Genomic DNA, 14,480 nt, shown 5'->3' with positions numbered 1-14,480 from the left:
GTTGATGTCTCGTAAAGAGGGCCCTGTCGATGGGATGTGTGTTGGCGGGGAGTAGGGGCTGGCTGCTGGGAAGTGGCAGGCGCCGGTCGGGCACGGCATCCGGCCGGGAGAGCACCGCCGTCCCCGGGATATAGAAGGCACCCTCCCCGGTCAAATCTCGCGCGTGTGAAACGTGGTAACCCCGACGGGGTCCGGGCATCGAATCTGTTGTCCGGTAGGCCGACTGTGAGGAAAGCTGAACTCCCCGAGCGGGATTGGGATGGCCCGAGAAGCGAATGCCGGTGGCCGAAAGGCAACGGGAAACCACGACCGCAATGACTGGCCCCTCCGCCAGATGATCGTGGATAACCGACCGGATACCGGACCTCGAGTGCCCGGCCCTGAAAGGGTGCTGACGCGGGCCAGGTGAGCCTGTGAGGTATTGGTTGACAACGACACTGGAACCGACGGACAAGTTGGACGCCGGAGCGGCGCGAGCTGTGATGGTGAACGGACCCGAGGGCGACGAATTCGACTGGGCCGCGCTGGATTGGCGGGCCGTCGAGGACAACGTACGGAGTCTGCGGCAACGGATCTTCACGGCGACGCAGGCGGGCGACCACAAGCGGGTCCGCAACCTGCAGAAGCTGATGCTCCGTTCCCGCGCCAACACGCTGGTCAGCGTGCGGCGGGTGACGGAGGTTAATGCTGGCCGCAAGACCCCGGGCATCGACGGGCAGGTCATCTCGACCGGCCCGGAGAAGGTGGAACTGACGCGGTGGGTCCACCGCCAGGCGAAACCGTGGACGGCCCGGCCGGTCAAGCGGGTGTATATCCCCAAGGCCAACGGGAAGCGGCGGCCACTGGGTATTCCGGTGATCGTGGACCGGGTGCTGCAAGCGCGGGTGGTCAACGCGCTGGAACCGGAGTGGGAGGCGCGATTCGAGCCGAGGTCCTATGGATTTCGGCCGGGTCGCGGCTGCCACGATGCGATCGAGGCCATCTTCCAGGTGGCCAAGGGCGCGAATCCGGCCCGTCAGTGGGTGCTCGACGCCGACCTGACCGCGGCGTTCGATCGCATCGACCACGACCGCCTGCTCGATCAGCTCGGCGGACTGCCTGCCCGCCAACGCATTCGGCGATGGCTGGCAGCGGGTGTGGTCGAGAAAGGGCAGTTCACTGCGACCGAGGCGGGAACACCGCAAGGTGGAGTGATCAGCCCATTGCTACTGAACGTGGCCCTGCACGGGATGGAACATGCCGCCGCAGTCCGATACGACCGGATCAGCCCTAAAGCTGCTGCGGCGCACCGCAACTCCCCGGTGCTGATCAGATATGCCGACGATCTGGTCGCCCTCTGTCACTCCAGGCAGCAGGCCGAGCAGATCAAAGCCCAGCTCGCCGCATGGCTGGCGCCGAGGGGACTGGCTTTCAATGAGGACAAGACACGCATCACCTGCCTCGACGAGGGCTTCGACTTCCTCGGGTTCAACGTCCGCCGCTACCGCGACATACTGCTGATCAAACCGAGCAGGGCGGCATTGAGACGGATCCGGGAACGGCTGCGCACCGAGATACGGTCCCTGCGGGGAACCAATGCGGCCGCAGTGATTTCACGGCTCAATCCCATCATCCGGGGGTGGGCCGCCTACTACCGGAACGTGGTATCCAGCGAGGAATTCAACGACCTGGATTACTACCTGTGGAAGCTCACCTACAAGTGGGCCAGACACACCCATCCGAACAAGCCGACACGGTGGATCGTCCGCCGCTACTTCGGTGCGTTCAACAAGTCCCGGCGTGACCGGTGGGTGTTTGGCGACCGCGACAGCGGCGCCTACCTGCTCAAGTTCGCCTGGACCAGGATTGTCCGCCACCAGATGGTCGCGGGCACAGCATCACTCGATGATCCTGCCCTCACCGACTACTGGAAAACCCGGCGGCGCAAAGGAATACGCCTTCCCATCGACAGCACCAGGCTGCGGCTGCTGCAAGCCCAGCACGGACGCTGCGCACGATGCGGCGAACTACTCCTACACGCCGACCACCCGCCACAAACCCCCGCTGAATGGGAACGGTGGCTGGCGGCCACCCGCAAGGCAATCACCAAGAATGCCATCACCTTACGGGACCGGGCACCGGAACAATCCGAACTCCGTCTTATCCACACACGCTGCCACCCCCGGCAGCACGGCACACCATCAGCCCGCCATGGGCTTGCTTGAGCCGGATGCATGGAAATCGTGCACGTCCGGTTCTGAGGGGGGCCGGGCGCAGCAATGCGCCCGGCCTACCCGGCTTGGTTGAGCGGTCGTCACGGTGAGATCGACTGCGCCGCAGGATGTCCGGTAGTGCCGAGTTTCGTATGAGTTGACCGGGACGATAAATGGTTCGAAGGCGATGTGGACGGTGAACTAGCATCGCCCGGTGGCGGATGTGGTGAATCGGCAGTGGGTCGTACGGCGGCGGCCGGAGGGCGCTTTGCGTGACGAGGATTTCGAGCTGCGAACGGGGCCTGTGCCGGTTCCGGGGCCGGGGGAAGCCCTGGTCAGGGTGCACTCCCTGGGTATTGATCCCACCCAGCGTGGCTGGCTCAACGAGGCCGACAATTACATCGACGCCGTACCGGTCGGCGCGGTGATGCGTGGTAGCGGTGTCGGCGAGGTGGTCCGCTCGAATGATCCGCGCTATCCGGTCGGAAGCTGGGTTGCGGGAATGGTGGGGTGGCAGGACTACGCTAGGGCGTCCGAAAGCGGATTGTTCGGGCTGAACGTGATTCCCGACGGTGTGCCGCCCACGCTCATGCTGAGCCTGTTCGGAGCACCTGGCCTGACCGCGTACTTCGGCCTGACGGACGTCGGTCGCCCTGAGCCGGGTCAGACGGTGCTGGTATCGGCCGCAGCCGGCGTGACCGGATCCATCGCGGGCCAGATCGCGAAAGCGTTAGGGTGCACGGTTATCGGGATCGCGGGCGGCCCGCGCAAATGCTCGTGGATCACCGATTGTGCGGGCTTGCACGCCGCCATCGATTACAAGAACGACGACGTCGACGCCTGTTTGACCCGCTTGGCCCCGAACGGCATCGACGTCTTCTTCGACGGTGTCGGTGGTCACATCCTCGAATGTGGTCTGGCGCACCTCGCACGCCACGCTCGTGTCGCGCTGGCCGGAGCCATCTCGTCCGGCTATCAAGGCTCCGACCCTTCACACGGCCCACGGAACTACATGCGCCTGGCCCTCGATCGAGCACGCATGGAAGGCTTCATCTTCCTCGACTATGTGGACCGATTCCCGGAAGCCTTCACAGCCTTGCGCGACTGGCACGACCAGGGAAACATTATGATCGCCGAAACCGTAAGCAGCGGACTGGAATCCGCACCGAGCGCGTTGCGCGCGGTCTTCGAGGGCGGCAACCTCGGCAAGCAGTTGGTCCAGATCGTGCAACCGTGATGCCACCATCGCGACAGTCGGCCATCAGCGATCGCGACGGACGAGCTGGGCGTGCCTGACGGCCGAACATCCGCCCATGGCAAAGTCGGTCTGCCACACCCGGTTCCGGTCCGTGGGCGGGTCATGGAACACCTTGCGCCGCAACATGGCCCACGACTTGCGGTCGGCGCGATATCTCCGCGGCGGCAGCAGCCCGCGACGCCGCAGCGCCCTCTCCACTATCGACGTGGACAACTTCATAGCCGTCGGCGCGCATCAACGCCGCGATCTTGCGATGCCCCCACACCGGCCACTCCTCGGCACGCTTCGCCGCGATCGGCTCGAACCGCTCCACCGTCGACGTCGGCCACGGCCCCCGCGACGGGTCACCGCCGCGCGCAACCAGGACAGCTGTATCCATGTGTTCCCTGCGGGCATCGGTGACTGTGGTGACGGAACGTGAACGTCGCCGCATGAATATTTCTGCCACGTCGACCGCTTTTCCGGTTGGCCGTGAGACTTCGTGGGCGGCCAGGGCGGTGCGGCGATCGTGACGACGGTCCCTGGAAGTGTCACCGTGGGTGTCGGCATGGGAATGGGCATGGGCTTGCGCGTCACCGTATTCGTGGGCGTGAATTGGGCTTGGACAGGGGCTCCGCTGGCGACAACAGCAACGGCACGTGACAGTGCCGTTCGTCGGCGACGGTGAAGGCAATGGTGACCTCAGGGTAGAAGGTCGCGACCCGCTCGACGGCTGGGCTGCGCGGGGCGGATGGCTCGCAACGGGCGGCCCAACCTTTCGGCATGCGTGGTGGTTGTTTCCTGTAAGGAGGTCGATGCCAATGACTTTCACTGGAGGTGCGCCGATGAACAGTGGCCGAACCGAGCAGGGGCGGACATGGTCGCGACGTTGCGCGGGATCGTGTGGGGGTGGGTTGTGAGGCTCCGTCGACTGCCGTACGGAGGATCCTTGTGTGGGCGTTCTCTTCCGCAGTGGATCGTCGTCGCGCTCGGTCTGGGTGTGCTTGTCATAGCGCTCGCCTCCGCCGCTGGCCCATACCGGCAGACCCGGGAGTTCCGGGCGGCCGTGGGGTGCGGGGCGAGTGCGGGCGACTGTTTGGCCAGCGAGCGGGGTTCCATTGCGGAGCGGCGCACCTACACCACGACGACGACGGAGACCGACTCCAACGGCCACATGAGCACGACCACGACCACCCACTACGAGGTCACCTGGCAGCGGACCGACGGGTCCCGGCAGACCTGCGAGGTGTCGTCGAGCTTCTACGGTAAGGCACGGGAGGGACAACCGGCCACACTGCGACTCTGGCGCGGGGAGGTCGTCGGCGTGGAGGTGACGGACGGGAGCGAGTGGTTCCTGCCGAAGTCCGGTAAGACGCTCGGCTACTGGCTGTTCCTGGCCTTTTTCGGCCTCGGTGTTCTGCTGTGGGGACTGTTGTTCGGCTGGTGGGACGGGTTGTTCATGCTCGCCTTCCGTACGTTCGCCTGGATGTTCATCGGCTTCGTGCCGGTAGGCATGACGACGGATGCCTTGGCCTACGGCCTGCGGCCCGGGGTCGGTCTCGGCATAGAGATCGCGTTAGGCGCCTTGTGCATCGGCGTCGCCGGTTGGATACTGATCGGCTCGCTCGACGGCAGGTGATGCGGGTGAGCGACCGCACGGCCCTCCCCCTACTTTTCCTGGATATCGACGGACCGCTGCTGCCGATCGGCGGGGATCCACGCCCGCGACCCCCGATTCCGGATCCGGAGTGGCACTTCGCGGGGCTGAAACGCGCGGCCGGGCTTGCGCTTTCGGCGCTGCCGTGTGTGCTCGTCTGGGCGACTGCGTGGGAAGAGGAGGCGAATACGGAGATCGCGACGCGGATCGGACTACCGCCGCTGCCGCGGGTCGCGTGGTCGCGGTCCACCGACGAACGTCAATATCGAGAAGACCGGCGGATCGGCTTGCACTGGAAGACACGAAATCTGGTGGACTGGGCGGCCGGACGCCCATTCGCCTGGATCGATGACGAGATCACCGATGCCGACCGGCACTGGGTGAGCGCGAACCATCCCGGGCATGCTCTGCTCCACCTCGTCGATGCCGTCCGCGGTCTCGATGACGCAGATCTCGTCGCGATCGGGGACTGGCTGCGAACGGTCTGGAATCAGCAGCCGTGACGCTCAGCTCCCCCCGTACGGCGAATACGAGAACGGTGACAGCGGCAGCGGTCCGTGACACTGCCGTTCGTCAGCGACGGTGAAGGCGATGGTGACCTCCGGCTAGAAGGTCGCGACCCGCTGCGCGGCGAAATAGTCGCCGGTGCCGAATCGCAATCGCTAGGGACGCAGCGGCGGTGTTTGCTGATCCAGGCCGATGGGTCGGCCGCGCGGCGGGGGTGCCAGTGGTTCTGGCCCTTTTCCGACGGCCCCCTCCTAACCAGCCGTGCCCGATTTCCGTGGCGGCTTGCTCTCCAGTGCTCATCGTGGCCTGCCAGTTGGGCATGCGGCGTGGCAGGCGCGGCAGACGAGGAGGGTCTTGCCGCGACGAGCCGCCATCTGCTTGACCCAATCCGGTTGTGATTTCCGGCTTTTCGGGTTGAGGTCCTTCAATGCTCTCGAGTGGTGGACCTCGACCTTGTGGGTGGAGCCGCATCGTTCGCAAGCGCGACTACGAATCCCGCCCCGGCCACCAGAAAGCCATGATCTGCATCGCCATGATCGCCGTCATGTCACGCCGCTTCGCCCGCATCTAACACAGTTGTCAGACGCTCACTTACAGGATCGTCAGTTTGATGTGGGCCCAGGCGTTGTTGCCGTATCCGCGGGGATTCCATATGGATGCTGGGCATTCGGGTTGTGTGGCTCCGGCATCGTCCCAGGCGCGAGCGGTGATGTTGAGTGGCCCGGGTCGCATGTCGACGGTCAGTGACCACGGCCGCCACGCCCACCGGCTGGGTGCGGGGTGCAGGTCGGCCTGCCGCCAGCTGCGGCCGTCGTCGACGGAGACGTCGACCCGTTCGATGCCGTGGCCGTCGCCGGCGATTGCCCATCCACGAACGGTACGGGAGCCACGCGGAATCTGATCGCCCTCGGTGGGCACGAGGATGTCGCAGTTGAGCGCCAGCGACGATAGCGAGATGCCCTCGCCCGGTGCGACCGCCTCTGGGTCGGCCTCGGGCGGAAGAATACGGTAGTCGAAGGCCTGAAAATAGTTCTGTGATGGCATGGATTGCACGGTGAGGGCGGTGACCCATTTGACGCTGCGAGCCCCGATGTAGCCAGGCACCACCACACGCACCGGGCCACCGTGAGCGCGCGGAAGTGGCTGAGAATTCATCTGCCAGGCCAACAACACCTCCTCGCGGAGCGCCTTGGACAGCGGGATGGAGCTGCCGTAGGACTGGACCGGCCGGGCCTCTTGGGCCACGTCGGGCGCAGCGAATGCGACGTGCAGACGGTCATCGTGGTCCACCCCGGCCGCCTGCAGCACATCGGCCAGCCTGGGCCCGACCCACTCGGCGGTCGAGATCGCGCCGTGCTCCCATGGCTCCTTGCCGGGGATCGGGCGCACCGCCAGCAGTTCAGCGCGCCGGTTGCCGGCACACGCCAGCGTCGCTACCACGCTGTGTTGCTCAAAACCGGTCGTCAGTTGGTCGTAGGTCACGGTGAGCGGATTGTCCACCCGGCCATCGACGCCCAACCGCCACTGCTCGGTGGGGATGTCGGGGAATGGACCGTGATTGCGCGCATAGAACGCGTCCACCGCGGTGATTTCGCTGCTCGCCAGCACCGATGGCGGCGGCTCGGCGTTGAACGGCAGCCGTCCCCGCACAATCATGTCCTTGCGCTTACCCCACATCTCACCGCCCCGCCAACGAGTAGTCGCGGACTGCGACTTCAATCCTATCGCCGGTTGAAGGGGATCTGCTGGGGTCGGCAGCCCGCAGAATCGCCAGGATCCCACCCAGGGTGTCGGCGCCTTCCTCACATCGAGCGCCCGCTGCCATCCTGGGCCTGCCGATACCGCCTGAACCCATGATGTGCTCGCCCAGCGCAAATCGTAAAAGTTTGGTCGGTCGGGCGCGTACCGTTCGATATGTGGCAAGGGCCCGGCCGCGGTGACCGGTGACCGGTGCTCGGCAGCGTCCGCGCGGCCCGGCCGCGGTGCTGTCCCCGCTGAGACTCCGCAGGCGCAATCGGTGAGATGAACAACCGCTGGAGGGCTTATGACGCCCGTCGAGGCTAATGGTCTGGTCGTGAGGCCGTATCCGCGCAGGGTCGGCCTCGAGAGCTCCTACATCGTCGAGTTCGTCACGACGACCGATCCCAAGCAGTTGGGGATCATGTCTCTGTTCACGTCGTTTTCGTTTTTCTTCGGCAGCGGGTTGATGGCGTTTTTGCTGCGTGCGGAACTCGGTCGTCCCGGGTTGCAGAAGGGCGATCCCCCCGCTCGGTCCCCTTGCGGACTCCACGTGTCTTCCGGGCAGGAGCAGCAGCGATGAACAGATTGGTTCGGCTCTACACCGAACACGGTCAAAGCCCGTGGCTGGACAACCTCACCCGTCCCTACCTGCGTGACGGTGTTCTCGCGGCAATGGTGGCCGATGGGATCCGTGGCGTGACGGCCAACCCGACGATCTTCGCTCGCGCCATCGAAGCCTCCGACGCATACGACGACCAGTTCGCCGCCTTCATCGCCGCGGGCTCCACCGTCGAAGACGCCTATTGGGAGTTGGTCGTCGATGACGTCCTCGATGCGGCGACCGTCCTGCGACCGACCTACGACGACTCCAGCGGTACCGACGGATACGTCTCTGTCGAGGTCGCACCGGAACTGGCTGATGACACCGACGCAACAATCGCTGCGGCGCGCATGCTGCACCAGCGGGTCGCCCGCCCGAACGTGTTCGTGAAAATCCCGGCCACGGCCGCAGGAATACCGGCGATAACGGCGATGATCGCCGAAGGCGTCGGTATCAACATCACCCTGATCTTTTCCCTGGCCCGCTACCAGCAGGTGATCGAGGCCTTCCTGCAAGGTCTGGAGACGTTCACCGCACACGGCGGTGACCCTGCCACCGTCCACAGCGTCGCGTCGTTCTTCGTCAGCCGCGTCGACACCGAAGTCGACCACCGTCTCGAACACGTCGGCACCACCGACGCGCTCGCGCTGCGGGGGCGAGCGGCGATCGCGCAAGCCCAACTCGCCTACCAGATCTTCCGCGACAGCTTCAGCGGCCCACGATGGGACTACCTTGCCGCTCACGGCGCGCATCCGCAGAAGCCGCTGTGGGCCTCGACGTCCACCAAGAATCCCGCCTACCCCGACACGAAATACGTCGACCGTCTCATCGCCCCCGACACCATCAACACACTGACCGAAACCACGATCGCGGCCTTCCAGGACCACGGCACGCTCACCCGCAGCGTTGACACCGAAGGCGCACCTCAGGCAGCCGCCGGGGTCATGCGTGAGCTTGCCGCCCTCGGAGTCGACATGGACGATGTCGGTCGCGCCCTCGAAACCAAAGGAGTCGCCAGTTTCCACGCCTCCTTCGCCGATGTGCTGACCGCACTACACACCAAAACCCGCCAACTCGAGCAGCAATAGAACCGGGGATCGATGATGTCGACTCGACACGATGTGCAAATCCGCAGAATCTATGACGACCCGACCCCGCATGACGGCACCCGTGTCCTGGTAGACCGGCTCTGGCCCCGCGGCGTCAGCAAAACCAGGGCCCACCTCGACGAATGGTGCAAACAGATCGCTCCATCCACCGAACTGCGCAGATGGTACGGCCACGACCCGAAACTCTTCGACGAATTCGCCCGCCGCTACCGCGACGAACTGACCGAACCCGAGCGCGTCGAAGCGCTCGCCCACCTGCGCGAACTGGCAGGCCAGAACAAACTCACCTTGCTCACCGGCACCAAGAACACCGACATCAGCGAAGCAGCCGTACTTGCCGATATCGTCGCACGACCGGGCAGATCCCCCAGAAAGTGACAGGCTACGACGCGACTGCACCTCTGGTTCGACACAGGAGCGGCTCATGGTGACGTTGGACCGGTTGGCGAACGTACTGGGTGGCTATGGGATCCGTTTGCGGTTGTGTTCGGTTCCACGGTCCACCCAATTGCGGAGTGTGGTGATCCACGGGGCCGATCAGGACCCCACGGAAGTGGGTGATGTGCTGCTGGGGATCGGGGCACGCTCAGTGTCGGAGGTGGTGGACTGGGCGGTGTCGGCGCGGGCTGTTGTCGCGCTCGTCCGTGGGGGTGAGCAGACCGCGGACGAGCCGGAGATCGAGGGGGTGGCGGTGATGGTGGTCGATCCTGCGGTGACCTGGAGCGAGGTGGCTGCGGTGGTCTATGGAATGGTGCTGGAAGGCCGCGAGACCGAGGCCGGTCGCGGCCCGACCGATTTGTTCGCCTTGGCCGACAGTCTGGCCGACGCGGTCGGGGGTGCGGTGACGATCGAGGACCGCCGGTCTCGGGTGCTGGCGTATTCGAGGCCGCAGCAGCACCTCGACCCCGCACGGGTCGAGACGATCCTGAGCCGGGAAATGCCGCAGTGGTTGCGGGACTTGTTCGACGCGCGTGGTGTCTTCGCACATTTGGCGGCCTCGGAGGAACCGTTGTTCGTTCCCGCGCAGGAAGAACATAGTGTGACGGGGCGGATGGTCGTGGCCGTGCGCGTGGGCCGGCAATTGCTGGGCTCGGTATGGGTGTCGTGCCCGGCACCGTTGCACGGGGCTCGACGGATCGCCTTGGCCGACGGCGCGCACACGGTGGCCCTGCATCTGTTGCGGTCGCGGGCCAGCGCGGACCTGGAACGTCAGGTGGAATCCGAACTGGTGATCAGTTTGCTGGAGGGCGCCGCGGACGCGGCGACGGTGGCCAGCAGGCTGGGGTTGGCGCCGGAGACTTTACGGGCGATCGCGCTGCGCGCACGAATCGCCGACGAGCAGCACGCCGCGCTGCTCCAGGTTTTCGAGCGAGCGACAACCGGATTCGGCTGGTCCCGTTCGAGCCGCAGCGCCTTGGTCGGTGACACCATCTACACCGTGCTGCCCGCCGATCAGGCGGCGACCGCACGACGCTGGATAAGCGAGCTACAGGCGGCGCTGCCTGCGCAGATAACGGTTCTGGCCGGCATCAGTGGTGTCGCCCGGGCCACGGAATTGGCGTTGGCACGCCGAGAGGCCGACGAATGTCTGGCGCTGCACGAGGCCCGCTCAGCGGATGCGGTGCCCCCCGCCTATGACGAGTCGTGGGACGAGATCCTGCTGCAACGGTTGCGCGCCGCGGGGCTTTCTGAACGTATCCCCGCACGGGGGCCGGTGTCGCAGTTGCGCCGCCACGACCGCGCAAACTCCACCGAGTACGTGGCAACGCTGCGCGCCTGGTTGCATGCCCAAGGCGACCCCGCCCAGGCGGGCGCGCAGCTCGGCGTGCACGAGAACACTGTCCGTAACCGTCTGCGCAAGATGGCAGAGGTGACCAACCTCGGCTTGGACGACCCCCGCAAACGACTCGCCATGATGATCGAACTCGCCGTCACCGACAACGACTGACCGTGCTGTGCCATCGCCACAAATCTCGACCCCGCGATTGTCGGATCAGCGCAACTGATCGCCTCGACAACCACGCCATCATGGAGTTGACAGGAACGCCGCAGGTAGCAGGAGCGACATGGTGAGCATCGATCGGCCCGATAACCGACCATAAGCCAGCCAGTCGCCGAAGACGCAGCTACGGACCGGACACGCCGCGCGAATCGATTCGGCACGAGCACCGCGAGAGCCGTGGATCCCGGGACTCAGACCCGGCCCGACATCAGGGCCTGCGCGTTGTCAGGGGCGGCACCGCCGCCTTGGCCCGCCCCTGACGACAAACTCCAACCCGTCTTATAAGGAAGGACACAAACACGTGACCAGCACCGCAGCTGTCTGGATGACATCTCGAGCCCGTAATCGGCTTCAGACCGAATTGCAGGAACTGCTCGCCCGACGCGACATCGAGCCCGATGGGGACAGTGACGATTACGCACGCAACCAGGCTCTACAGTCCGCGCGCCAGGCACGCATCGGCCGGATCCACCATCTGCTCAGCAACGCCCTCATCGGTCGCAACCCGCCCGACGACGGTATCGCCGAGCCCGGCATGGTCTTGACCGTCCGCTACGACGACACCAAACAGGTCGAGACGTTCCTGCTCGCAGTACGCGAAGCCGAAGACAACGAAATGGAGGTCTACTCCACGCAATCGCCACTGGGCAGTGCCATCGCCGGAGCGCGACCGGGCGAACGCCGTATCTACGACACACCCAGCGGCGCGACCATCGCGGTGACGCTGCTACACGCGGTCCCCTACGGACTGACGAACCCAGCCCCGGAAAACACGAGAACAGTCCAGCGAAGGATCTGCCCTGTCGTGCCCAACCGGTAGCTAGCCCTGAACGGAGTTGAACGGAATGAAGAACATGCGGGTATGCGAGGTCATGCAACGACCGATCATCGCGGTGCGGCACAACAACACGGCACGCGAGGCGGCGCTGATGCTCGCCGAACTGGGCTACGCTGCGTTGCCCGTTCTCGACCAGGACGATCGCCTCATCGGGGTAGTCACCAGCGGTGACCTCTTGCGGGCCGGCGAACTCAACGACCCGGTCAGTGCGGTGATGACCACACCAGCGATCTCGGTCCCCGATAACGCGGCACTGGCCGAGGTCATGGGCAGGCTGGTAACGCACGGACTGCGCAGTGTGCCAGTCGTTGATGCCGAGGGCCGCGTGATCGGCATGTTCAGCCGTGGCGACGCGTTGCGAATCATGCTCACCCCCGATGACGCACTCGCCGCCGGTGCACAAAACCTCCTCGATCAATACACCGGCGCACGGCGCTGGCACGTCACCGTCGATGAAGGCGACGCCACCATCTCCGGCCGGTTCGCCGACGAATCCGAACGGCGAATCACCGTCGCCCTCACCCGCACGGTGCCCGGCATCCGCACCGCGACCATCGCGACCAAACCGGTTGCCGCGGCCGCCGCAGCCGTGCACTAACCCGCAACCGCAACAGTCCGAATCCAACCTTGACGCAAACGACGTGACGCCACATTGATGGATTCAGGACTGCTGCACCGAACGTGGACAGATTGTGGCACTACGCCATCCGCGCCGGGCTCATCGAACCCTGACCACCACACCAGCCCGCACAGGATCAGGTTGTCGGCACCTTTCGCCGGTCGGCCCACACCATGATCGGCTCCACCACTCGCGCTGCGATCGGACCGAGCACCGCCATCAACAACACATACGTGGTCGCCATCGCTGCGAACTCGGCTGGTAGCGCGCCGGCGGTGACAGCGAGACCGGCGATCACGATCGAGAACTCACCGTGGGCGACCAGCGCGGTTCCCGCGCGTGCCCGCCCGTACCTGGCTACCCCGGCCTGCTTGGCCGCCCACCATCCGGTCGCGATCTTCGTCGCCACCGTCGCCACCGCCAGCACACACGCCCAGCCCAGCACCGGAGGGATACTGGCAGGATCGGTACTCAACCCGAAGAGCACGAAGAACAACGCCGCGAATAGGTCCCGCAGTGGTTCGAGGAGTTTGGTGGCGTTGTGGGCGGTCGAGCCCGAGATCGCGATTCCGAGCAAGAACGCACCCACCGCCGCGGACACCTGCACCGCGGAGGCGACACCGGCCACCAGTAGCGCGGAGCCGAGGAGTTGCAGCAGGAAGATCTCGCGGTCCTCACTGTCGACCAGCATCGACACGTATCTGCCGTACCGCAATGCGACGATGAGTACGATCATGACCGCTGCCAGTGCGATACCCAGGGTCTCGAGTCCGGCGAGGAATCCGAGTCCGGCCAGGACCGCGGTCAGCACTGGCAGATATCCGGCCATCACCAAGTCTTCGAACACCAGGATCGACAGGATCGTCGGGGTTTCCCGGTTACCGAGGCGACCGAGATCGTTGAGAACTTTCGCGACGATGCCGGAGGAGGAGATGTAGGTGACACCGGCCATGGCGATCGCGCCGGTGATACCCCATCCGAGCATCAGGGCGACCATCACACCAGGGGTGGCGTTGAGCACGATGTCGAGAACACCGGCGGCCCAGGATCTTCGCATGCCGGTGACCAGTTCGGCGGCACTGTATTCGAGGCCGAGTAGCAGCAACAGCAGTACTACGCCGATCTCGCTACCCAGGTGGATGAACTCATCGATTTGCCGCAGCTCGACCAGCCCACCGGAGCCGAACACCAGCCCCCCGACCAGATACAGGGGAATCGGTGACAAACCGATCCGTGCGGCGACGCGGCCCAGCAGACCCAAACCGAAAATTACCGCGCCCAGCTGAATCAACGCGAGCGCGGTTTCGTGTGCCACCATCGGATCAGCCGTCGGTCAGAATTCTGGCGGCGGCGTCTAGCCCCTCCGCGGTACCGACAATAACCAGCAGGTCCGCCGCAGTGAAAACGAAATCGGGGCCGGGCGAAGGTAACGGGTTCCCAGCCCGCATCACCGCCACGATGGATGCCTTTGTGCGCGTCCGCATCTCGGTATCACCGAGGCGACGCCCGTCGTAGGGGGAACCTTTGCGGACCGGCAACTGCCGGGTAGTCACTCCATCGAATTCCCGATGCTCCTCCCGCAACTGCGCCACCAACTGCGGGGCCCCCAGGAGGTTCGCCAGTGCCGCGGCTTCCTCGGCGGCAAGCGGAATCTGTTCGGTTGCTTCGGAGTTGTCGGCCTTGCTCACGATCAGATCGATCGAGCCGTCTTTGTGGTCGATGATTCCTATCCGGCGGCGCCCCCCTCTGAGCGGAAAATCTTTGCGTATACCGATACCCGGCAAGGGAGTCACCTCAACGTTCACCCGAACCACCCTAGCTTCCACTAGGACAGAAGTTTGTCCGGTTTGTCCGGTCCTGTGTGGGGGCCGAATGGACGACGGGTTTGTCAGTTCGGTCTATCGCCTTTCAGCTATGAGTCGCGGAAGTTCCCGCCGAACCCTGTCGTTCGCGGTGAATGCGTTCAGGGCTTCCACAA

16 protein-coding genes and 1 pseudogene are annotated in these 14,480 nt (G+C 65.1%); 10 read left to right on the top strand and 7 right to left on the bottom strand.

The window, feature by feature from the left end; all coding sequences use genetic code 11:
- Positions 1-425 precede the first annotated feature (425 nt).
- Together ltrA and AB0J47_RS28895 are read left to right on the top strand one after the other, a co-directional pair.
- Positions 426-2,204, top strand: coding sequence for a group II intron reverse transcriptase/maturase (ltrA, locus tag AB0J47_RS28900; RefSeq protein ID WP_364352785.1), 1,779 nt, complete (start codon positions 426-428; stop codon positions 2,202-2,204).
- Positions 2,205-2,406: 202 nt separating this feature from the next.
- Positions 2,407-3,429 (top strand): NADP-dependent oxidoreductase, encoded by a 1,023-nt coding sequence (locus tag AB0J47_RS28895; protein ID WP_364352782.1) that lies wholly within the window; start codon positions 2,407-2,409, stop codon positions 3,427-3,429.
- Positions 3,430-3,550: 121 nt separating this feature from the next.
- Here the strand turns inward: AB0J47_RS28895 and AB0J47_RS28890 are convergent, their stop codons facing one another.
- A complete protein-coding gene (locus AB0J47_RS28890) occupies positions 3,551-3,829 on the bottom strand; it encodes a hypothetical protein (protein WP_364352779.1) in 279 nt (92 codons plus the stop codon).
- 193 nt (positions 3,830-4,022) lie between these two features.
- A pseudogene (locus AB0J47_RS28885) lies at positions 4,023-4,145 on the bottom strand (hydroxyisourate hydrolase); the annotation flags it as partial.
- 233 nt (positions 4,146-4,378) lie between these two features.
- Here AB0J47_RS28885 and AB0J47_RS28880 point away from each other — a divergent pair.
- A complete protein-coding gene (locus tag AB0J47_RS28880) occupies positions 4,379-5,068 on the top strand; it encodes a hypothetical protein (protein WP_364352776.1) in 690 nt (229 codons plus the stop codon).
- Positions 5,069-5,073: 5 nt separating this feature from the next.
- Complete coding sequence (locus AB0J47_RS28875; protein ID WP_364352773.1) at positions 5,074-5,589, top strand: HAD domain-containing protein; 516 nt, start codon at positions 5,074-5,076, stop codon at positions 5,587-5,589.
- A 3-nt stretch (positions 5,590-5,592) separates the two neighbouring features.
- Here the strand turns inward: AB0J47_RS28875 and AB0J47_RS28870 are convergent, their stop codons facing one another.
- The 3 genes from AB0J47_RS28870 to AB0J47_RS28860 form a co-directional block, all read right to left on the bottom strand.
- Complete coding sequence (locus tag AB0J47_RS28870) at positions 5,593-5,679, bottom strand: hypothetical protein (RefSeq protein WP_364352981.1); 87 nt, start codon at positions 5,677-5,679, stop codon at positions 5,593-5,595.
- A 210-nt stretch (positions 5,680-5,889) separates the two neighbouring features.
- On the bottom strand, positions 5,890-6,021 hold the full coding sequence (locus AB0J47_RS28865; RefSeq protein ID WP_364352770.1) for a hypothetical protein: 132 nt from the start codon (positions 6,019-6,021) through the stop codon (positions 5,890-5,892).
- 163 nt (positions 6,022-6,184) lie between these two features.
- Positions 6,185-7,270: a sulfite oxidase gene (locus tag AB0J47_RS28860; RefSeq protein WP_364352978.1), complete on the bottom strand. Its 1,086-nt coding sequence runs from the start codon at positions 7,268-7,270 to the stop codon at positions 6,185-6,187.
- Positions 7,271-7,637: 367 nt separating this feature from the next.
- Here AB0J47_RS28860 and AB0J47_RS28855 point away from each other — a divergent pair, with 367 nt between their 5' ends.
- From AB0J47_RS28855 to AB0J47_RS28830, 6 genes are all read left to right on the top strand, one after another.
- On the top strand, positions 7,638-7,913 hold the full coding sequence (locus AB0J47_RS28855; RefSeq protein WP_364352767.1) for a hypothetical protein: 276 nt from the start codon (positions 7,638-7,640) through the stop codon (positions 7,911-7,913).
- On the top strand, positions 7,910-9,022 hold the full coding sequence (gene tal, locus AB0J47_RS28850; RefSeq protein ID WP_364352764.1) for a transaldolase: 1,113 nt from the start codon (positions 7,910-7,912) through the stop codon (positions 9,020-9,022). The genes AB0J47_RS28855 and tal overlap by 4 nt, the downstream gene beginning before the upstream one ends.
- 15 nt (positions 9,023-9,037) lie before the next feature.
- The gene (locus tag AB0J47_RS28845; RefSeq protein ID WP_364352761.1) at positions 9,038-9,421 is read left to right on the top strand and encodes a DUF488 family protein; all 384 of its coding nucleotides are present in this window, start codon (positions 9,038-9,040) and stop codon (positions 9,419-9,421) included.
- Between the two features lie 46 nt (positions 9,422-9,467).
- A complete protein-coding gene (locus tag AB0J47_RS28840; protein ID WP_364352758.1) occupies positions 9,468-10,991 on the top strand; it encodes a helix-turn-helix domain-containing protein in 1,524 nt (507 codons plus the stop codon).
- Between the two features lie 355 nt (positions 10,992-11,346).
- Positions 11,347-11,865, top strand: a complete 519-nt coding sequence (locus AB0J47_RS28835) for a GreA/GreB family elongation factor (protein ID WP_364352755.1) — start codon at positions 11,347-11,349, stop codon at positions 11,863-11,865.
- 25 nt (positions 11,866-11,890) lie between these two features.
- On the top strand, positions 11,891-12,481 hold the full coding sequence (locus tag AB0J47_RS28830) for a CBS domain-containing protein (protein WP_364352752.1): 591 nt from the start codon (positions 11,891-11,893) through the stop codon (positions 12,479-12,481).
- 157 nt (positions 12,482-12,638) lie between these two features.
- Here the strand turns inward: AB0J47_RS28830 and AB0J47_RS28825 are convergent, their stop codons facing one another.
- Positions 12,639-13,820 (bottom strand): cation:proton antiporter, encoded by a 1,182-nt coding sequence (locus AB0J47_RS28825; RefSeq protein ID WP_364352749.1) that lies wholly within the window; start codon positions 13,818-13,820, stop codon positions 12,639-12,641.
- A gap of 4 nt (positions 13,821-13,824) precedes the next feature.
- Positions 13,825-14,307: a TrkA C-terminal domain-containing protein gene (locus AB0J47_RS28820; RefSeq protein WP_364352746.1), complete on the bottom strand. Its 483-nt coding sequence runs from the start codon at positions 14,305-14,307 to the stop codon at positions 13,825-13,827.
- Positions 14,308-14,480 lie beyond the last annotated feature (173 nt).

It is taken from the genome of Nocardia sp. NPDC049737, assembly GCF_040674755.1.
Classification (GTDB): domain Bacteria; phylum Actinomycetota; class Actinomycetes; order Mycobacteriales; family Mycobacteriaceae; genus Nocardia.
This window is presented reverse-complemented; position numbering and strand designations above follow the sequence as displayed.